The sequence below is a fragment of the Chryseobacterium sp. C2(2020) genome, from assembly GCF_014218915.1.
GTDB classification, from domain to species: Bacteria; Bacteroidota; Bacteroidia; order Flavobacteriales; family Weeksellaceae; genus Chryseobacterium; species Chryseobacterium mucoviscidosis.
This window is the reverse complement of record NZ_JACLCT010000004.1, coordinates 143,047-165,384: the sequence shown is the minus strand read 5'-3', so window position 1 is coordinate 165,384 and position 22,338 is coordinate 143,047. Positions and strand designations below refer to the sequence as shown.

Genomic DNA, 22,338 nt, shown 5'->3' with positions numbered 1-22,338 from the left:
AAAGAGATTTATTAAATTTTATAAAAATCAAATTTCACAAAATGAAAATCGAAGATTTTTAAAACTAATGTGTTCTTCTAAAGCATTATTTATTAAACTTAAAATAACTAAAGTGTTTAAAAGCTTTTGTGTCTTTTGTGGTTAAAATATCTTCGTATAAAGTTAATGAGAAAAGAAAACCCTCGCAATTTATAATCATTATAAATATCAATCTAAGTTACTGATTTTACTCATGCATTTTTGAGTAAGCTGTATTTTTGCACCCAAAGAAAAAAGTAAAATGGATTTCAGATATCAGGATCCGTATCCGATTCTAAAGGATGATACGGTATACAAAAAATTAACTTCAGACTATGTAAAAGTTGAAAAATTAGGAGACAGAGAAATTTTAACCATTGATCCGAAAGGTCTTGAGCTTTTAGCAGAGGAAGCAATGGCAGACGTTTCTTTCATGCTCCGTTCTTCCCACCTTGAAAGTTTAAAAAGAATTATCGACGATCCTGAAGCGACGGACAACGACAGATTTGTGGCTTATAATTTATTACAGAATGCAGCGGTTGCTGTGGAAGGAGCTTTACCTTCGTGTCAGGATACCGGAACTGCAATTGTGATGGGTAAAAAAGGAGAAAACGTTTACACAGGCGTAGATGACGGAGAATATTTAAGCAAAGGAATCTACAATACTTACCAAAAAAGAAATTTAAGATATTCTCAGGTGGTTCCTTTAACGATGTTTGATGAGAAAAATTCAGGTTCCAATCTTCCGGCGCAGATTGATATTTACGCTAAAAAAGGAGATTATTACGAGTTTTTATTTTTAACGAAAGGAGGAGGTTCGGCAAACAAGACCTTTTTGTATCAAAAAACAAAATCTTTACTGAACGAAAAATCTCTGGAAGAATTCATTAAAGAGAAAATTTCAGATTTAGGAACGGCTGCTTGTCCGCCTTATCATTTGGCTTTGGTAATTGGTGGAACTTCCGCGGAAGCCAATTTGGCGGCTGTTAAAAAAGCATCAGCAAAATATTACGACAATCTTCCGACCGAAGGAAATGAAGCAGGACAGGCTTTCAGAGACTTGGAGTGGGAAGCGAAAGTTCAGAAAATCTGTCAGGAAAGTGCTATCGGAGCACAGTTTGGCGGAAAATATTTAACACACGATGTGAGAGTAATCAGATTACCGCGTCACGCCGCTTCCTGTCCGGTTGGAATGGGAGTTTCCTGTTCAGCAGACCGAAATATCAAAGGAAAAATTACAAAAGACGGAATTTTCTTAGAGCAGTTGGAGCAGGATCCGAAGAGATTTTTACCGGCAACACCGCCACATCTGGAAGAAGCAGTAGAAATCAACCTGAATCAGCCGATGTCTGATATTTTAGCAGAACTTTCAAAATATCCGATCAAAACAAGACTGAAGCTGAACGGTACTTTAATTGTAGCCAGAGATATTGCCCACGCAAAAATCAAAGAATTACTGGATGCAGGACAGCCAATGCCTGAATACTTCAAAAATCACCCGATTTATTACGCGGGACCAGCAAAAACTCCGGAAGGAATGGCTTCAGGAAGTTTCGGACCGACTACGGCGGGAAGAATGGATGTTTATGTAGATGAATTCCAGAGCCACGGCGGAAGTATGATTATGCTCGCAAAAGGAAACAGAACAAAAGACGTTACCAATGCCTGCAACAAATACGGAGGTTTTTATTTAGGTTCCATCGGAGGTCCGGCTGCAATTCTGGCTAAAGACAATATTCTTTCTGTTGAGGTGGTAGATTTTCTGGAATTAGGAATGGAAGCCGTAAGAAAAATTGAAGTGAAAGATTTCCCTGCGTTCATCATTACGGATGATAAAGGCAATGATTTCTTTGCAGATCTTGCGCATTAATTAGTTTAAAATCAAAATAAATAATAAAATAGGACGTATATCTTTTGTATAAAAAAATAAAAAGTCCTATTTTTGCCTAAAATCTTTAAGAAAATGATAACGATTTTATCAGCATTTTGGCCGTTTTACCAGTTCCTTTGGACAATTTTCTTCATTACAATGTTCCTTGTAGGATTTTGGTGTATCTTTATGTTCTTCGGGTTGGTAATTCCAATGTGGTTGACAGAAGGTTTGAAAGAATATTTCGGAAAAATTAAACCTTTCAATCCGGAAGATATCAGAAGCAAGCAGCTAAACGAGCAGGAGGGAGTAGAAGTAATCTACAGCAATCCTAAAGGAAACGGACCTTTCTTGCACGATAGTCACGGACACGGACATCATTAATTGATTGTCATTGTTTTCTCACCTGAATTCTGAGAAAGCAATATCAAAGCAAAACAACATATATAAACCACTTATCTTGATAAGTGGTTTTTTTTATTTCTATCATTCAAACAGTTAAGTGTTATTCAAAGCATATTATTTAATATGTGCAAAGTTTTGTTTTTCAACAAAAGTTGATTTTTTTTTCGAAAAATAATTTACTTTAGTATTGAATTAACCTTAAAAGGATGAATTATATGAAAAAATTCTATTCCGGTATATTGTTGTTTATCTTAGCCAATGTCTTTGGTCAGATAAGCTATACAATTACCCCTAATCCGTTTAATGAAACGGATGCAATAACATTAACCGTGCCCGGAAATCAGATCGATGAATCGGCGTGGGGAGTTTCAAACAATGCCATTTATATCTGGACGTGGTCTTTAGATACGAACTATCAGAATAGTCAGGACTGCCCTACGAACGGAAGCTGGAATAATTCCAATGAATCTAATCGATTAAATTATAATGCTGCTACAGACACTTATTCCTTATCTTTTACACCGACAACTTTTTATGCAAGAACAGGCATCGGAAGATTCGGTTTTTTGCTGAAAGATAAAACCGGTGCGCATCAGACAACTCCGGATATTTTTGTCAACGTAGGAATTCTGAATTTAACCATGACAAATCCTGCTACAAACAGCTTAACGTCTGTTCCGACGGGGAATTTCATTAACATCACGGCTACCACCAATGTGAATGCAACTTTTCAGCTTAAAGCCAACGGGACTGTTGTAAATTCTACTTCTGCGGCTTCAACTTCGTATTCTTACAATTACACGGTAACTGGTGATGCCAATATGGAATTGATCGCAACGCAGGGAGTGAATTCAAAGAGTTCTACCTTTATTCTTCAGGTTCCGAGAAATGTGATTTCTGAAGCAATTCCTTCATGGATAAGACAGGGGATCAATTATCATCCGACAGATAACGCAAAAGTAGGATTGGCTTTGTATGCTCCGTCTAAAAATTTCGTTCATGTGATCGGAAGTTTTAATAACTGGGCAGTGAATGATGCTTATTTAATGAAAAGAGATACTGCAAATCCCGATTTATACTGGATTGAGCTAAGCGGATTAACGCCTCAGCAATTGTATACTTTCCAGTACAGAACCAATGATTTAAGAAAAGTGGCAGATCCTTACTCTCCACAGATTCTTTCTTCTTATGACGATCAGTACATTTCTTCTACGACTTATCCGAATTTACCGGCGTTTCCTGCCGGGCAGGGTTTTGAAGTTTCAATGTTTAAAACAGGGCAGACTCCATATAACTGGCAGGTTACAAACTTTCAGCGTCCGGCAAAAGAAAATCTTGTGGTGTATGAATTGCTGTTAAGAGACTTTACACAGGAAAAAAACTGGCAGTCTTTAATTAATAAGATTTCATACCTGAAAAATCTGAATATTAATGCGATCGAATTGCTTCCTATCATGGAATTCGAAGGAAATCTTTCATGGGGATACAATACTTCTTTCCATTATGCATTAGACAAAGCATACGGAACACCGGAAAAGTTCAAAGAATTTGTAGATCTGTGTCATCAGAACGGAATTGCTGTAATTCTGGATATTGCTTTCAATCATGCAACAGGTCGTTCTCCGCTCGCAAGACTTTGGAATGTTGATCCGGATGGAGACGGTTACGGAGATATTGCAGCCAATAATCCTTACTTCAATCAGGTTCCTAAACATTCTTATAATGTATTCAATGATTTTAACCATACAAGTCCTTCAACGAAATATTACGTTGAAAGATGCCTTCAGCAATGGTTAACGGAATATCATGTAGATGGTTTCCGTTGGGATTTAACAAAAGGATTTACACAAAGCTGTTCTGAAAACGACGAAACCTGTACAAACGCTTATCAGCAGGACAGAGTTGATATCCTGAAATATTATGCAGACAAGCAATGGGCTCTTGATCCGAATTCTTACATGATTTTTGAACATTTGGGAACCGATGCCGAAGAACAGCAGTGGGCAAACTACAGAGTTGCAGAAGGTAAAGGAGTAATGATGTGGAATAACCAGAATGGATCTTATAACCAGAATACAATGGGCTATAAAGAAAACAGTAATTTCGACAGAATGAATCATACGCTGCATGGATTCTCTGAAATGAGAGCGGTAGGTTACGGAGAAAGTCACGATGAAGAAAGGTTAATGTTCAAAAACCTTGCTTACGGGGCGGTAAACGGAAGCTATGATGTTAAAAACCTTAATACAGCTTTAGACAGAATGAAAGCTTTCGGAGCGACGTTCTTCACTATTCCCGGTCCGAAAATGATCTGGCAGTTCGGTGAGCTTGGTTACGAATTCAGCATCAACAGATGTACAAACGGAACCATTAATAACGGTTGCAGAACCGATGAAAAGCCAATTGCGTTTACGTTGGGATATGATACAGATACCAACAGAAAAGCGGTTTATGATACCTGGGCGAAGATTATCAATTTCAGAAATATCTATCCGGTTTTCAAATCAAAAACATATACTGTAGAATCCAATAATCTGGCAAACGATCCGAATGGATTAATTACGAGAATTTACGTTTACGACAACGCAATTACGAACGGAGTGAAAAATGTAGTGGTGTTAGCAAATTACACAACGGCAGCTCAAAGTGTGGTTCCGTATTTTCCGTATGTAGGTCAGTGGCAAAATCTAATGGATAACTCTGTTTCTAATGTAACTTCTACAACAGCTCCGATAACTCTTCAGCCGGGAGAATTCAGAATTTTCGGTAATTATGTGGGAAGTTTATCCACAACAGACGTGAATGCCGAAAATAAGCTTTCTTTACAGATTGCGGATAACCCTGTGAAAAATGGGGTGGCTAAATTAATTTACCACAAAGCGAAGAATGGGGAAGTCTTTATCTACGATATGAGCGGTAAAAAAATGGATTCATTTAAATTGAATAATGAAAACGGAACTTACGAATTAAAAACAAATTATCCTGCAGGAACGTATTTGGTTCATTTAAAATCAGATACAGGAATTTCAATTCAGAAAATGATGGTAAAATAACCTGTGGATAACTTCAAAAGGTTATAATGAGAGATCGCGAAAAGCGGTCTCTTTTTTGTTTATTCATATTTTATCCGCAGTAAAAATAGAGTTTGTTAATACGATACTAACGGCTTTTCAATACTTTATTCACAATTTTTTCCACACTAAAATAGGAGGTTGTCCATATCATATTCATACTTTATCAATAGGTTATTCATATTTTACTCACAATTGAAAAATTATTTATCGACAATTAATTTTTGCATACCAACATGAAATTAATATGTTCCTAATACATAATTCACGCGTTATCCACATCTTATTCACAATTTTGGCAGCTCTGAAAAATTCAAATTCTAAATTGGTTTGCAGATTAAAAATTATTAGTCTACTTTTGCAGTAGATTTATCAAGAAAGGTGGAGGGATTTGGCCCTGAGAAACCTTAGCAACCGACATTTTCTGATGAAAAGGTGCTAATTCCAACCCGATTGGGGGAAGATAAGTGATTCTGTATTCCGTATGAATTCCAGCTTCTTGAAGGTCTTTTTGTTTGTTTCTGCAAACATTTTTAAACTAAATTTTTTAAAGCACTGAAAAGAATGAAGAAGCTCAGCGTAAGCGTATTCCTTTTGGCGGTAGGATTTTTATCGGCACAGGAAAAAGAACAGCAGATAGAAGATGTCGTAATTGTAGGAAACCGAAATGCAAAACGCACAAAACTGGAAACACCGGTTCCGGTAGACATCATCAACATCGAAAAAATACAGCAGTCTTCACCGCAAATTACCGTTCAGGATTTACTGAATTATGTTATCCCGTCTTTCAACTCAGTCCGGCAGTCGGCTTCAGACGGTACAGAACATATCGATCCTGTTACTTTGAGAGGAATGGGACCCGATCAGGTTCTGGTTCTCGTTAACGGAAAAAGAAGACATACTACTTCTTTAGTTAATTATCAGAATACAGTCGGAAACGGCTCTGTAGGAACAGACTTAAGCACCATTCCGGTAATCGCAATCGACAGGATTGAGGTTCTGAGAGACGGCGCGGCGGCACAATACGGTTCTGATGCCATTGCAGGAGTCATCAATATTATTCTTAAAAAGAATCTGGGTGGAACTGCCAGTCTTAATTACGGAATTTCCGGAAGAAATGATGGTGAAACATATCAGGCAGCAGCCAACTACGGAACTTCTTTAGGGAAGAAGGACGGCTATATCAGCTTATCCCTGCAATTAAACCAACGAGGAAAAACAACAAGAACGCAGAATCACAATCTGGATATTTACGGAGACAACTTTGCGTATGATTTTGCTCCGGATTTTGATGCTGCAAAAGCGTTAGATGATCAGAAAATTCTTGCCAATGGTTTAACCCGGGACGATTTTAACTTCCAGATTGGTGATGCAAAAATAAAGCAGGCACAGTTATTTTTTAATTCCGAATATCCTTTGAACGATCAGTTTAAAATATATTCCTTCGGAGGCTTCAGTATCAAAGAAGGACAGGGTTACGGTTTCAGAAGATTGCCGAGTGAAACTTCAAACAATGTGTATTCTATTTATCCGAACGGTTTTCAGCCGACTTTAGGCTCGAAAATCTATGACATTTCTTATGCAGTCGGAGCAAAATATAATAAAGACGACTGGTTTTTTGATCTTAGCAATACATTCGGAAGCAATACATTCAATTATGATGTAAGCAACACCGTCAATACATCTTTAGGAGCCAAGTCACCAACGGATTTTTATGCAGGAGCACACAGTTTTCTTCAGAATACAATTAATCTTGACGTTTCAAAAAACATCAGGAACTTCAATATCGCATTCGGTGGAGAATTCAGGTTTGAGCAGTACGACATCAAAGCAGGAGATCAGGCTTCCTATATGAGATATGATGTTTTCGGAAATCCTGTGACGGCGACTACCAATCCGGATAATATCTCCGGAGCAGGAGGAGCGCAGTCGTTTATTGGATTTTCACCACAAAACGCACTTTCAAAATCCAGACATTCAACTGCGGTTTATGCCGATGTTTCTTATGATCTGGATAAAAAATTAAATGTAGACCTTGCCGGAAGATTCGAAAACTATTCAGATTTTGGAAGTACACTGAACGGAAAATTAGCAGTGAGGTACGAATTCGCAAAAAATTATGCAGTTCGTGCTGCGGTGGGAACAGGCTTTAGAGCACCATCTCTTCAGCAGCAGTATTTTAACAATTCTTATGCAGATATTTCCACCACAGGAAATTCAATTGTTACCAAAGGAATTTTTAACAACGACAGCGAAGCTGCAAAAGCACTTGGCTTCGACAAATTAAAACAGGAAACTTCGGTGAACGGAAGCGTTGGATTTACTTTAAAGCCGGTAAATAAACTTTCTATTACGGTTGACGGATATTTAATTAAAGTAAAAGACCGGATCGTGATTACAAGTAATATTACAGACGACCGACTGGCGGTTTATGGTGTGGAAAGCGGAAGATTTTTTGCCAATGCCGTTGATACGGAAACCAAAGGAGTAGATCTGGTAGTTGCATACGACTGGAAAATAGGAGGAGGCAATTTAAATATCAATCTTGCCGGAAATTATACCGAAACAAAAATTACAGATTTCCATTTCCCGGCTAATCTTCAGACACCGCAGAATGAATTTTTCGGACCCGACCAGATCAATATCATTGAAAGTCTGTCTCCCAAAACCAAAGCTTCTTTAGGATTGAATTACGGAGTCGGAAAATTTAATTTTCTGGTGAGAAATACTTACTTCGGGAAAGTGATCCGCGACGGATATCCGTTTGGAGGAGTTCAGGAATTTAATCCGAAAGTAGTAACCGATGTGAGTGTAGGATATAATTTTACAAAAAATATTAACTTAACCGTCGGAGCCAATAATGTGTTTGATGTCTTTCCGGATCTTCAGATGTATGAAAATTCGTATTTTGGAGTTTTCAAATATGCTCCGGTGCAGATGGGAACTCTCGGAAATTACTTCTTCGGAAGGTTTAATTTTACATTTTAGTTAATGAATTCAACTTCACACCAGATCGGCTGGAAAACCGCAGTGGCAATTGTTGTTTCGAATATGATCGGAACCGGAATTTTCACAACACTCGGTTTTCAGCTTACCGATATTACGAATACCTACAGCATATTCCTCCTTTGGTTCATTGGAGGAATTCTTGCTTTGTTCGGAGCCTTTTGTTACGCCGAATTAGGTTCCCATTTCAAAGGGAACGGCGGAGATTTTATTTATCTGAAAGAAACGTATCATCCGCTTTTAGGGTATCTCGTGAGCTGGATTTCCCTCATCATCGGTTTTTCATCTCCCGTTGCATTGGCAGCTTTGGCGATGTCGAAATACCTTTCTGCTTTCGATGTTTCTTTTGGAAACAGCTTTGCCATCGGAATTATCTTTCTGGTTTCCGTTTTTTTGTCATTCAGCTTACAAGCTTCAAGCAGATTTCATAATTTTTTTACATTGATAAAAATTGCGTTCATCATTGTTCTCATTATCATAGGAATCGGAATTTCAGACTCAGAAACAATTGGAAACAGCCTGAAATTAGATGATTCATGGCAAAAGGAAATCATGCTTCCGGCTTTTGCAACATCTTTGGTTTTTGTAACGTATTCTTACACCGGCTGGAATTCTGCTTCCTACATTGCGGGAGAAATAAAAGATGTTCAGAAAAACCTACCAAAATCACTCATTGTAGGAACTGTTTTCGTAACCGTTTGTTATCTCTTGGTTAATTTTATCATGCTGAAGCATGCTCCGGTAGATCAGTTGGCGGGAAAAGAAGATGTAATGGGAGAAGCTGCCAATAATATGCTGGGAAATACTTTTGGTAAAATAGTTAATATTTTTATTGCTTTACAGTTAGTCGCCACCATCAGCGGTTATTTGTGGGTAGGTTCCCGTTTGACACAGGCTTTTGCAAAAGAAAACAGACTCTGGAAATCTCTATCGGTCGGAAATAGAAAGGGAATTCCTGTCCGTGCCATTTTTGCCCATGCCGTAATTGCAACGCTGATTATTTTAACGGGAAGTTTTAAGGAAATCTTTGTTTATACCGCTTTTATTCTGCAGTTATTTGCCAGTCTGGCAATTTCAACTGTATATTTTATAAAAAAGGAAGATCGGAAAATATTCAAATCCAATCTTTTTTATATGTTTCCGACGGTTTTTTTGTTATTCAGCATCTACATTTTGTATTTCACGTTGATTCATAATCCTAAAGAAAGCATCATCGGATTAGGAATTGTTGCTGTGGGAATTGTTTTGTATTTAATTGATAAAAAATTATCTGTTGATTTAAATTAATCGTAAAACAATCAAAAATTGTTTTTAACCCACAGCTCGCAAGGGTAATTGAATTAGCTTTGAAAAAAAATGTTCGCAAGGGCGTTTCACTCAGCAAATGATAGCAGAATTATATTTTTAAAATCATTTGAGGCACTTTAATTTCAAGAAGTTATTACGTAAGAAATCATTACAATTACGTATTGTTTTTAACGCAGAGTTCGCAAGGATAATTGAATTAGCTTTGAAAAAAAATGTTCGCAAGAGCGTTTCACTCAGCAAATGATAGCAGAATATATTTTTGAGATCATTTGAGGCGATTTAATTTCAACAAGTTATTACGTAATCATTTAAACATTTTTATCACTTGCTGAGTGAAACGCCGTTGCGACCGAAAATAATTACAAACATTTAAAAGAAAAACCCTGCGAACTTTGCGCTTAAAAAAGCGGTTAATTCAAAAACTGTTGCAAACATTGAGTTAAAAAAAGATTCTTCAATACGCATATGCTTCATTCAGGATGACAAACTATTAGTTTTAAAATTGAATTAATAATCCGTATCTTTGCACCCACAAAATTTTCATAATGTCTAAATCATTAATTCCAAAATTAGAAGCTATAAAACAAAGATATAATGAGGTGGCAGACCTTATTATACAGCCTGATGTTATTTCAGACCAAAAAAGATATTCTTCTTTGAACAAAGAATATAGCGATTTGGGGAAAATTGTAAAAGTTTACGATCAATATAAAGGAGCGTTGGATACGATTGAAGAATCCGACGAAATTATTGCCGACGGATCTGATAAAGATTTCGTGGAACTGGCAAAAATCGAAAAAAACGAAGCGCTGGAAAAAATTCCGGGACTGGAGGAAGAATTAAAAGTTTTATTAATTCCTAAAGATCCTGCTGATGACAAAAACGTTATCGTGGAACTTCGTGCCGGAACTGGAGGTGATGAAGCAGCCATCTTCGTGGAAGATATTTACAGAATGTATTCCATGTACTTCAAAACGAAAGGATGGAGACATGAGGTTACAGATTCCAACGAAGCGGCTAAAGGGTACAAAGAACTCATCATGAAAGTGGAAGGAGAAGGTGTATACGGAATCATGAAATTCGAATCTGGAGTTCACCGTGTACAGCGTGTTCCTGAAACAGAATCTCAGGGACGAGTTCACACTTCTGCCATTACCATTGCAGTTCTTCCGGAAGCCGAAGAAGTGGATGTGGAAATTAATCCGGCAGATATCGAAATGCAGACTTCGCGTTCCGGTGGAGCAGGAGGGCAGAACGTTAACAAGGTGGAAACTAAAGTTCAGCTTACGCACAAACCTTCAGGATTGGTGGTGGTTTGTCAGCAGGCTCGTTCGCAGTTAGCCAACCGTGAATTGGCGATGGAAATGCTTCGTGCAAAATTGTACGACATCAAATTGCAGGAAGTTCAGGGAGATATTGCAGCACAGAGAAAGACAATGGTTTCTACGGGAGACCGTTCTGCAAAGATCAAAACATACAATTATCCTCAGGGAAGAGTTACAGATCACAGAATCAACAAATCCATGTATAACTTAGATGCATACATGAACGGAGATATTTCCGAAATGATCGATGCCGTTATCATGGCAGAAAACGCCGAAAAAATGAAAGGCGAAGAAGAAAGTTTATAAAATCTTTACCATAAAATCTTTTGTAAGTCTCCGGAGTATTTCCGGAGACTTTTATTTTGAGCTTAATTCATTGTTTGAATTATGTGGTGTTTAAATGTTTTTAAATCAATTGATTATGTTGTTTTGTAAATGCTTGTTTAAAAATAATTTTAAAAAAAAGGGTTTCATGGTATAATTAATGTATTTTTACGTCAACTCTTGATCATTCAGGAGTTTTTTTATACACTAAAATTGAAAAATGTACCGTACTTATGAAAAAACTTCACATTGCCTTTCTGGCAATACTTCTCTTTTGCTTTCAAAGCTTAAAATCCCAAAATATTCTAAAGCCTGAAAGTGTTTTTAATCTTTACTTTAATTCTTTCGTTAAATATGATGATGAATCTGTAAAAGAACTCAACAGTTATCTTATTAATTTTCTGGGAAAAGAAAGTACCCACAAAATGAAACTTAAAGACACCTACAACGAAAAGATTGATGATTATACCCAACTTTTTCTTTCCGGTCTTTCTGTAAATGTGGCATCTGCGTGCTCCGTTGAAGTTAAAAATTATTTCAGCGCTTTAATGCAGAATTTTGCCGAGGCGAAATACAGGATAAAAGAAATTAAAACCATAAATGATGAAAGATTTAAAGGAAACGGATTCTCTGAAGTTACATACGAAGCAAGTTTTAAAGTGCCTTCTCATAATCTGATGCTTAATATCGGAGATATTAAAAAAATAGGTGCAGGAGAAATGAAGAAATACCTTATTGATGTTACCAATCAGTTAAAAAAAGCAGACAAAATCGTTTCCACAGAACAGAAATTCAACCTTTATCAGATTAAGGTTGATGACGCCATTTACTACTGGAACGGAGGTCCACAGGAATTAAACTGGAAGCTAAATGAATTTTATCTGAGAAATTTCAATTAAAAATTAAGGCTGTTTTAGGACAGCTTTTTTTATTTAAAACAGATTCCTTATTTTTGGGGAAATAGCTTAATATGAAAATCACACCCATTTTATTAACAGCCGGAGTTCTTTTTTCGGCAACATTTTATTCACAAAAAATGAATTATCCAAAAGCAGTTAAAGGAACACAAACCGATACCTATTTCGGAACTGCCGTTGCAGATCTGTACCGGGATTTGGAGAATGATTCTGAAGCCACCAGAAAGTGGGTAGATGATGAGGTAAAACACAGTCAGGATTATCTTTCTAAAATTCCTTTCAGAGACGAAATCAAGAATCAGTTGAGAGACATCTGGAATTATGAAAAGATTTCGGCACCTTTCAAAGAAGGAGAATATACGTATTATTATAAAAATGACGGATTGCAGGCGCAGTCGGTTTTATACAGAACCAACAACAAAACAAAAGCAACCGAAGTTTTTCTGGATCCGAATAAATTTTCAGAAAAAGGAACCACTTCACTTTCACAGCTTTCTTTCAACAAAAAAGGAAATTTGGCTGCGTATTCTATTTCGGAAGGAGGAAGCGATTGGAACAAAATCATCATCATCGATGCTGTAACAAAAAAACAGATTGATGAAACCCTTGTTGATGTAAAATTCAGCGGAATTTCATGGCAGGGTGATGAAGGTTTCTATTATTCAAGCTATGACAAACCAAAAGAAGGAACCGTACTTTCCGGAATGACAGACAAGCACAAAGTGTATTTTCATAAACTGGGAACCAAACAATCCGATGATCAGTTGATTTTTGGCGGAGAAAAAACACCGAGAAGATATTTAGGAGCGGGAGTTTCCGAAGATCAAAGATATCTGATTATTTCTGCAGCCAACGCAACCAACGGAAATGAACTGTATATAAAGGATCTGAAGAACGGCGGCGATTTTGTTCAGATTAATAAAGGTTTTGATATCAATGTGAGCATTGTTGATACGCAGGGTGATGATCTGTATATTTTTACGGATAAAGATGCTCCGAATATGCGTCTGGTAAAAACTTCCATCAAAAATCCGGCTCCCGAAACATGGAAAGATGTTATTCCTCAGACCGAAAATGTTTTAGGAATTACAACAGGAGGAGGATATTTCTTCGCAACTTACATGATTGATGCCATTGATCAGGTAAAACAATATGACAGAACCGGAAAACTGATCCGTGAAATTTCCCTTCCCGGAAAAGGGAACGTTTCCGGATTCGGAGGCAAGGAAACTGAAAAAGAACTGTACTTCTCTTTTACGAATTACATCACTCCCGGAACAACGTATAAATTTAACGCAGATTCAGGGAAATCGGAAGTGTATCAGAAGCCAAAAGTGAAATTCAATCCCGAAGATTATATTTCTGAACAGGTTTTCTACACTTCAAAAGACGGAACAAAAATTCCGATGATGATCAATTACAAAAAAGGAACAAAGCTTAACGGTAAAAATCCTACGATTCTTTATTCCTATGGAGGATTCAACATCAGCTTACAGCCCGCTTTCTCTGTTGTAAATGCAATCTGGATGGAAAACGGCGGAATCTATGCCGTTCCGAACATTCGTGGTGGCGGAGAATACGGTAAAAAATGGCACGATGCAGGAACAAAAATGCAGAAGAAGAATGTTTTTGAAGATTTCATCGCAGCAGGAGAATATTTACAGAGCAAAGGCTATACTTCCAAACAATTCATGGCGCTTTCAGGAAGATCAAATGGTGGTTTGCTAGTAGGAGCTACCATGACGATGCGTCCTGATTTAGCTAAAGTAGCGTTTCCCGGAGTGGGCGTTCTGGATATGTTGAGGTATAATAAATTTACCGCAGGAGCAGGCTGGTCTTACGATTACGGAACTGCGGAAGACAACAAAGAAATGTTTGACTATTTAAAATCTTATTCTCCGGTTCATAATGTAAAAGCAGGAACCTGTTATCCTTCAACCATGATTATCACCAGTGATCACGACGACAGAGTGGTTCCGGCGCATTCATTTAAATTTGGTGCAGAATTACAGGAAAAGCAGGCTTGTAACAATCCGATTTTACTGAGAATTGAGAAAAACGCAGGTCACGGAGCCGGAAGATCTACGGAACAGGTGATCGGAGAAAATGCAGATCTGATTTCTTTTGCGTTGTATGAAATGGGGATTAAAAACCTGAAAAAATAATCAAAATGTTAAAAATGGCTGATATATTAAATGTTAGCCATTTTTTTTGTAATTTTCCATTCAAGTTATATTTGTTTAGAATATTTAAAAATATTAATTGGCTATTATGAAAAAAAGAATTTTACTGGTTTGTGCATTAGCGGGTATGGCTACCTCTGCTTATGCACAAAGATGGGAGCCATCTTCTCAGAAAGTTTCTGAAATTAGAAAAGAAGTTGAAGTGAAGTATGCTTACAAAGTAGACTTACCAACACTTAGAAACCTTTTGAAAGATGCTGTTGAGACAGGAAATGGAGCAAAACCTGTTATTATTTCTTTACCGACTGTAGAGGGTAAAGTTGAAAAGTTTGCGGTATATAGCAATCCTGTTATGGAAAAATCCATGGCAGATACCTACGGGCTTGGATCTTACGTAGGTGTAGGAGTGGATGATCCTTCAAAATATCTTAGATTCAGTACATCGCCTACTGAAATCCAGACAATGATTATTAAAGATGGTGTATTTCAGTTTATAGAACCTATTACTAAGGATAAAAAAACATACGGCGTTTTTTATAAGTCCAAGAGAACACAGAGCGACCAAGGGTTTGAATGTGGTACAGAAGAAAAAAACATCAAGGATATTAAATCTCTTTTAGAAAACGGAAAAAAAAATCTTTCTAGTGTAGGAATTACAAACAGACCTTCTATTACAAAATACAGAACGTATCGTTTGGCGCTTTCTACAACGGGAGAATATACAAAACTGTTTGATCCTTCAGGAGGAATTACAAATACAGTAACCCAAATGAATGCAACAATGACCCGTGTGAATGGTGTTTTCGAAAAAGAATTTGGTATAAAATTACTTATTCAGAATTTACCGGGAATTATTTATACAGATCCAACGACAGATCCATATACGGGTAATCTGAACTTAAACTTACAGCAAACCTTAACTTCTCAGGTTGGGAATGCCAATTATGACATCGGTCACGTTTTCAATGCTGCCGGAGGAAATGGTAATGCAGGATGTATCGGATGTATCTGTACAGATCCGGCAACAACTACTACTTTAGCAAAAGGATCAGCATTCACTCAAAATACAAATCCTGTAGGAGATACATTTGATATAGATTATGTAGCCCACGAAATGGGACATCAGCTTGGAGGAAACCATACGTTTTCTAATATTACAGAAGGAACGGCTGTAAATGTTGAACCCGGAGGAGGAACAACTATTATGGCATATGCGGGAATTACTCCAGATAACGTTCAATTGAATTCTGATGCGTATTTTCACTATTCATCAATTGATCAGATTCTAACAAATCTTGATAGCAAAAGTGCTTGTGGTACAGAACAGACGATTACCACAAACACAGCTCCTTCTATTGCTCCTCTTACAGCTTACACCATTCCTAAGGGAACAGCTTATTATTTGGAAGCTTCAGCTACTGATGCACAGAATGATGTGTTTAAATACAATTGGGAGCAGTATGATACTGTAGGAACAACCAATTCTATTTCCGGAGACAGCGGATGGGGATTCAATCCGGTGGGAGCATTAACAAGATCATACTTTGGAACAACCAGCGGAAGAAGATATTTCCCTAAATTATCTACTGTAATGGCAGGTAATTTAATTAATAAAACTGATTGGGAAACAGTATCTTATATTCCCCGAGTTTTAAAGTACGCAGTGACTGTAAGAGACGAAAACCCGGTAAGACCAATGGTTTCTTCTTCAGAAACAACAGTTACAGTGGGTAACGACGGGCCATTTAAATTTAATGGAATCACCGACGCGACAGTACTTTACAACAATGCTTCAAATACAATCTTATGGGATGCGGTAAATACAAATGCTGCACCATATAATGTATCAAATGTAAAGATTGATTATACAACGGATAATGGAACTACATGGACAGATTTGGTTGCATCAACACCAAATACCGGAAGTTATACAGGGCAAATGCCTGCAAGTTTAACTGGTGCTGTTAAATTAAGAATTTCTGCAATTGGGAATGTATTCTATGCGGTTTCTCCACAGATTACAGTAGCGGCTGCGCCGACTTCTACTACAAATGCGCCTACAGGTCTGAAAACAAGAGATCTTGATGTACTGAGAACATCGGCTATTGTAGGATGGAATGCAGTACCCGGAGCAACGTATTCAGTAAATTACAGAAAAGTAGGGGATACAAACTGGACGACGGCTTCAAGCAGTGTTAGTTCAATTTCTTTAACGGGACTTGAGGATGAAACCAGCTATGAAGTAAGAGTTGCTGCAGTGGTAAATACTGTTCCCGGAACTTTCTCAGGAGTTTATACTTTCAAAACAAAAGGTCTTAGAACGGGATATGATTATTGTGTACTGAACAGTCCGCTTCCTTACTTTGGAGCAATAGGACGTGTTCAGTTGGCGAATGTTAATTATGTAGATGCTACTTTCAGATCTTATAAAGATATTACTGAGGTTCCTGCCAATGTAATTAATCTTGTGAAAGGAACAGCATATTCTGTAGCAGTATATGGTTTGTCTACTTCAGATTATGTTAGTAATCCGATGGGACTAAATGTCTGGATCGATTATAACAGAAATGGTGTATTCGAAGCTTCAGAAAAAGTTCTTTCAAACAGTGGTACGCCTAATGCTGCTTCCGGTGTAAGAGCGGTTTCTGCTAGCTTTACAGTTCCTACAACTGCTTATTCAGGAGATAAAACGACTTTAATGAGAGTTGCGGGTAATTTTAATACTCCTCTTACTTCAGCTTGTGGTTCTGTAAGTCCTGCAGGAGGAACAATGGACTTCAGAGTGAAGATTACAGATACAGTTCTTGCTACGGATGAAGTTAAAAATAATGCAGAATCCGATATCTCTATATATCCGAATCCGGCAGAAGACTTTGTTGGGGTGAAGAATATCAAAGGTAAAGCAGATTATAAAATCTACAGTGCCGATGGAAGACTGGTACTTCAGGGAGATCTTAGCAATCAGATTATTAATGTATCCACTTTAGTAAAAGGGGTATATGTAATTGCGATTAAAAATGGGGAGAAATCTTACAGCACTAAGTTAATCAAGAAGTAATATTCTTAACATAGATTCAAAATAATCCGGATAAACTTTATCCGGATTATTTTTTTATTCAGCATTCCCGAAAATATAAAACAGGATATTAAATGATAAAGGATTTAATGAAAACCGTACTTCTGTATATCCTAATATGGTTTACAGGTATAAAAATATAACTTACAAGTGCTAAAACACTTCTTTCAGTTGCAAGGATGTAATTTACAGTAGGAAGAATATAACTTACAGACGCGAGAATATAAAATATAGGCGCAAGAATATAACTTACAGGCGCTAAAATATTACTTTCAGTTGCAAGAATGTAATGTACAGTTGAAAGAATATAATGTACAGATATGAAAACCGCCACTGAAGAAGGGAAATGTTTTTCCCCTTCATTAAATCTCAGAAGAAGGTTTTAGCAGTTGTTTGTAGTTTGTACTTATTTCTTTAATTGATATTGAAAAATTACGATTAGTGAGTACATAAAAAGCGATTTTGCAGTTTTGCAGTTTCGCTTTTTTTATTTAAAAAATATTCCCTCAAAAATGTGTAATTTTAGCCATCTATTAAATCTGAAATTATGAGAAGGGCAGTTCAGAATAAAACTCCTCAATTCACTATTACCGAAAAGAAAACAGAAGTCTATCCTTTTGAGAAAGACGGCTTACAGTTAAAATCTTCTTATACGGCAGAAGACGTTAAAAATCAGGAATTAACGCAGACTTCTCCGGGAATTGCACCTTATTTAAGAGGTCCGTATTCTACAATGTATGTTCAGAAACCATGGACGATCCGTCAGTATGCGGGTTTTTCCACGGCAGAAGAATCCAATGCTTTTTACAGAAGAAATCTGGCGGCGGGACAAAAAGGTCTTTCCGTTGCCTTCGATCTGGCGACACACAGAGGATATGATTCCGATCACGCGAGAGTTGTGGGCGATGTTGGAAAAGCGGGAGTAGCGATTGATTCTGTGGAGGATATGAAGATTTTATTCAATGAAATCCCTTTGGATCAGATTTCAGTTTCCATGACGATGAACGGAGCCGTTCTGCCGATTCTTTCCTTCTATATTGTGGCGGCAGAAGAGCAAGGCGTTTCTCAGGATTTGCTTTCAGGAACCATCCAGAATGATATTTTGAAGGAATTCATGGTGAGAAATACCTACATTTATCCGCCTGCACCTTCCATGAAGATCATAGCAGATATTTTCGAATATACTTCTCAGAATATTCCGAAGTTTAATTCCATCTCAATTTCCGGTTATCATATGCAGGAAGCCGGAGCCACTCCGGTTCTGGAAATGGCTTATACACTTGCAGATGGTTTAGAATACGTAAGAACAGGAATAAAAGCAGGAATGAATGTTGATGATTTTGCACCGAGACTCTCATTTTTTTGGGCAATCGGGATGAATCACTTCATGGAAATTGCCAAAATGAGGGCAGCAAGATATATCTGGGCTGAATTATTAAAGCAGTTTAACCCTCAGAATCCGAAATCTTTAGCTTTAAGAACCCACTCACAGACTTCAGGCTGGTCTTTAACGGAACAAGAACCTTTCAATAATATTACCAGAACCGCGATTGAAGCATTATCTTCAGCGTTGGGCGGAACACAGTCTCTTCATACCAATGCTTTGGACGAAGCGATTGCACTTCCTACAGATTATTCAGCAAAAATTGCAAGAAATACACAGATTATTCTTCAGCAGGAAAGCGGAATCTGCGATGTCGTAGATCCGATGGGCGGAAGTAATTTAGTGGAAAGTCTTACGCAGCAGATGATTGAAGAAGCGATGAAATACATCGATGAGGTAGAGCAGGAAGGCGGAATGACGAAAGCCATTGAAGCAGGAATTCCAAAGATGAGGATTGAAGAAGCGGCAGCAAGAAAACAGGCAAAAATTGACAGTGGGGAAGAATTTATCATCGGTGTTAATTCTTTCAGATCAGAATTAAAGCAGGATGCCATTGAAATTTTAGACATCGACAATACGGAAGTCCGCAGAAAGCAGATCGAAAGATTAAATAAAATAAAGGCAGAAAGAAATTCCGAAGCGGTGCATCAGATTTTAGATGAAATCCGTGAAAGTGCCAAATCTGGAAAAGGAAATCTTTTAGCCTTATGTATTGAAGCCGCAAGAAGAAGAGTAACGCTGGGCGAAATGAGCGATGCGATGGAAGAAAGCTTCGGAAGATACAAAGCCAACATCAGAACAATTTCAGGAGTTTACGCCATGAATGCAGGGAAAAACGAATATTTTGAAAAAGCCTTACATCTTACTCAGAAATTTGAGGAGGAAGAAGGACGCCGCCCACGATTAATGGTCGCCAAAATGGGACAGGACGGGCACGACAGAGGAGCAAAAGTAGTCGCAACCGCATTTGCAGATATGGGATTCGATGTTGATGTAGCACCATTATTCCAGACTCCGGAAGAAGTAGCAAAACAGGCGGTAGAAAATGACATTCATATTTTAGGAGTTTCTTCTTTGGCGGCAGGTCATAAAACTTTGGTTCCGCAGGTGGTTGAAGAACTTAAAAAACTCGGAGCAGACGATATTACCATTGTTGTAGGAGGGGTAATTCCTCAGCAGGATTACGAATTTCTCTATGCAAACGGTGCCGATTTCATATTTGGTCCGGGAACCAACCTTCCAAAGTGCGCAGTAGATATTCTGGATAAATTTTTAAATTAAATTAATCTTTTCACCAGATAAGTTGCACAGCTTTTGTACTGTACTCCATAATCAAAACAAAATATTATGGCTTATACAGTAGTTTCCGTATTTCCTGTAACGGTAGATACAGAAGAAATTAAAAAAGATTTAAAAGAAAACGGCTTTGATGAAGCAAATATCATTATTTCCAGATCAAACCTTGAAAGCGGACTGTCAACCGACAATTATCAGGAAGATGAGCAGACCAAAGGATTTTTTGAATATACCTTTGCGCATGACAATGATATGCTTGATGCGTACAGAAAACACAGTATTGGAAAAAATAATGTTATCGTTTATGCCGATAATCTGGAACAGGCGGTTTCCGCAAATTCAGTGCTGAATAAGAACGGAGCTTTGCAGGTATACAGAAAACCAGCGGAAGAAAAAACAGATATTCCTGAAGGAATGACGGAAGAAGAGTATAACGGAATTATAGCAAAAGCAAGACACAATATTTACTTCTTAGGATCAGAAAGAGTTTACCATTCCAATATCATCAAAGGAATGGACGATCCGATGGATGATCTGGGATCTAAAGATTAAATATAAAAATTAAAAAATAAGATAGGCTGCTTCAGAAATGAGGCAGCCTATTTTGCTAAATATTATATGAAAAAAAACAATTAGGGTAGCAAAACTTTATCAATTGCATGGATAATTCCGTTGCTGCATTGTACGTCGGTTACAATAATATTAGAAACTCTGTTGTTGTTATCTGTGATCTTAGCACCGCCTGTTGTGGTAATTTTAAAACTTCCACCCTGGAAAGTTGGAACCATCATATTGTTTGTAAGATTATTAGATCCTACATTAGCTCCGGTAACGACGTGATATTTCAAGGTATTTTCCAAAGTCGTTTTTGGAATGGCTGCAAGATTAGCCGCTCCAATTTCAGTAAGAAGAGAAGAGAAAGCACTGTTGGTAGGCGCAAAAACCGTAAACGGAGAATTGGCAGTTCCGCTTAAAATTCCAACAAAATTAGGCATATCACTTCTTGTAAGAGCAGAAACCAAAGACGTAAACTGAGGATTTGCCGTTGCATGAGTAACAATAGTTGGCAAACCGATAACCGCATCTACTTTGTGAATAACTCCGTTGTTGGCATCAATGTCTGTGGCAACAACATTCGATACCCCATTAATTTTTACACCGCCATTCGTATTGATAAACATACTGATCGGTCTTGTGGAAGAAGCAGATCCCATAGCAAGAGTAGAAACATAGCCGGTAGAAATTGCTGCAGCTTTTACTTCAGAATTCAGAACGTGATTCATCAGCAGAGTTTTCAGAGCATCTGTAGGAACATCATTAAGACTTGCATATCCGTTTGCTTGCAAAAAAGTTGCAAAAGCGGCATTTGTTGGGGCGAATAGTGTAAAAGTTCCGCTTTGGTTTAGAGTAGCAGAAAGACCTGCTTTGTCAATGGCAGCTTTTAAACTGCTTAAGTTACTGTCTGAAGAAACCAGTTCATAAGTTGTTTTCTCAGTCATCATGTTGTCGTCATTGTCATCGCAGGAGATAATACTAAGCATAGCAACTCCTGAAAAGAGTAGAGGTTTAATGAAATTTCTCATAATATTATTTGTTAAGATGTAAAATCTTATAGGCAAATATTATACCTTTTTATTTATTTTAGTAAAATAAATTTACTTTTTTATCAGTTTATCTTTTAGATCATAAAAAGAGATAGGTGAAAAAAGGAGTTTCGATTAAAAAAGAATTACAGATTTAATAAAAAAACTAAAAAATAATTTTGATATTCAGAAAAATTTATATATTTGCAATGTAAAATAAAGTTTAACCATTTAAAAACAACGAAGCAATGTTCATATCCAATCAGCTTTCAACAGTAGGATTGCCTTTTGCAAAGGCGAGGCTTCGTGGTTTGGTACACTCTTAGAATAACAGTACAATGAAATATCAAAACCCGAAGTCGTAGAGATTTCGGGTTTTTTATTGCGCAATATTTCAAACTTAAAACAGTTTCCCCGAAAATCTTTTTTTAGAAATTAGGATTTTTTCAGATAGCAGATCATTTTTTATCTGAAGCTATTTCCAGCTTTCCGCTGTATCTTTTTTATTACGACCGGAGCGAAGCGCAGGTCGCAACAAAAAAGGATGCCGCTGCAATCTGGGCTAAAAAAAG

13 protein-coding genes and 1 riboswitch are annotated in these 22,338 nt (G+C 37.3%); of the genes, 11 read left to right on the top strand and 2 right to left on the bottom strand.

Annotated elements, in window-relative coordinates; translation table 11 throughout:
* Positions 1-280: 280 nt before the first annotated feature.
* From H6W52_RS04135 to H6W52_RS04095, 9 genes are all read left to right on the top strand, one after another.
* On the top strand, positions 281-1,888 hold the full coding sequence (locus H6W52_RS04135; protein ID WP_116096635.1) for a fumarate hydratase: 1,608 nt from the start codon (positions 281-283) through the stop codon (positions 1,886-1,888).
* Between the two features lie 93 nt (positions 1,889-1,981).
* Positions 1,982-2,272, top strand: a complete 291-nt coding sequence (locus tag H6W52_RS04130; protein ID WP_185117444.1) for a hypothetical protein — start codon at positions 1,982-1,984, stop codon at positions 2,270-2,272.
* Between the two features lie 236 nt (positions 2,273-2,508).
* Complete coding sequence (locus H6W52_RS04125) at positions 2,509-5,346, top strand: alpha-amylase family glycosyl hydrolase (RefSeq protein ID WP_116096804.1); 2,838 nt, start codon at positions 2,509-2,511, stop codon at positions 5,344-5,346.
* 384 nt (positions 5,347-5,730) lie between these two features.
* A riboswitch (SAM riboswitch) is annotated at positions 5,731-5,834 on the top strand.
* A gap of 94 nt (positions 5,835-5,928) precedes the next feature.
* Positions 5,929-8,352: a TonB-dependent receptor plug domain-containing protein gene (locus H6W52_RS04120; protein WP_116096637.1), complete on the top strand. Its 2,424-nt coding sequence runs from the start codon at positions 5,929-5,931 to the stop codon at positions 8,350-8,352.
* A 3-nt stretch (positions 8,353-8,355) separates the two neighbouring features.
* Positions 8,356-9,657 carry an APC family permease gene (locus H6W52_RS04115; protein WP_116096639.1) on the top strand — a complete coding sequence of 434 codons (1,302 nt, stop codon included), beginning with the start codon at positions 8,356-8,358 and terminating at the stop codon, positions 9,655-9,657.
* Positions 9,658-10,223: 566 nt separating this feature from the next.
* Positions 10,224-11,309, top strand: a complete 1,086-nt coding sequence (gene prfA, locus H6W52_RS04110) for a peptide chain release factor 1 (RefSeq protein WP_087708166.1) — start codon at positions 10,224-10,226, stop codon at positions 11,307-11,309.
* 251 nt (positions 11,310-11,560) lie between these two features.
* A complete protein-coding gene (locus tag H6W52_RS04105) occupies positions 11,561-12,226 on the top strand; it encodes a hypothetical protein (RefSeq protein ID WP_116096641.1) in 666 nt (221 codons plus the stop codon).
* A 137-nt stretch (positions 12,227-12,363) separates the two neighbouring features.
* Positions 12,364-14,409 (top strand): prolyl oligopeptidase family serine peptidase, encoded by a 2,046-nt coding sequence (locus tag H6W52_RS04100; RefSeq protein ID WP_228457520.1) that lies wholly within the window; start codon positions 12,364-12,366, stop codon positions 14,407-14,409.
* A gap of 106 nt (positions 14,410-14,515) precedes the next feature.
* Positions 14,516-17,485: a reprolysin-like metallopeptidase gene (locus H6W52_RS04095; protein WP_116096645.1), complete on the top strand. Its 2,970-nt coding sequence runs from the start codon at positions 14,516-14,518 to the stop codon at positions 17,483-17,485.
* Positions 17,486-17,573: 88 nt separating this feature from the next.
* On the opposite strand, the gene H6W52_RS04090 is transcribed toward H6W52_RS04095, so the two are convergent.
* Complete coding sequence (locus H6W52_RS04090; RefSeq protein ID WP_123891937.1) at positions 17,574-17,837, bottom strand: hypothetical protein; 264 nt, start codon at positions 17,835-17,837, stop codon at positions 17,574-17,576.
* Between the two features lie 213 nt (positions 17,838-18,050).
* Here H6W52_RS04090 and scpA point away from each other — a divergent pair, with 213 nt between their 5' ends.
* Together scpA and H6W52_RS04080 are read left to right on the top strand one after the other, a co-directional pair.
* Complete coding sequence (gene scpA, locus H6W52_RS04085; RefSeq protein WP_116096647.1) at positions 18,051-20,168, top strand: methylmalonyl-CoA mutase; 2,118 nt, start codon at positions 18,051-18,053, stop codon at positions 20,166-20,168.
* 66 nt (positions 20,169-20,234) lie between these two features.
* Complete coding sequence (locus tag H6W52_RS04080) at positions 20,235-20,735, top strand: hypothetical protein (protein WP_076393842.1); 501 nt, start codon at positions 20,235-20,237, stop codon at positions 20,733-20,735.
* A gap of 80 nt (positions 20,736-20,815) precedes the next feature.
* Here the strand turns inward: H6W52_RS04080 and H6W52_RS04075 are convergent, their stop codons facing one another.
* The gene (locus tag H6W52_RS04075) at positions 20,816-21,766 is read right to left on the bottom strand and encodes a fasciclin domain-containing protein (protein ID WP_116096649.1); all 951 of its coding nucleotides are present in this window, start codon (positions 21,764-21,766) and stop codon (positions 20,816-20,818) included.
* Positions 21,767-22,338: the final 572 nt, after the last annotated feature.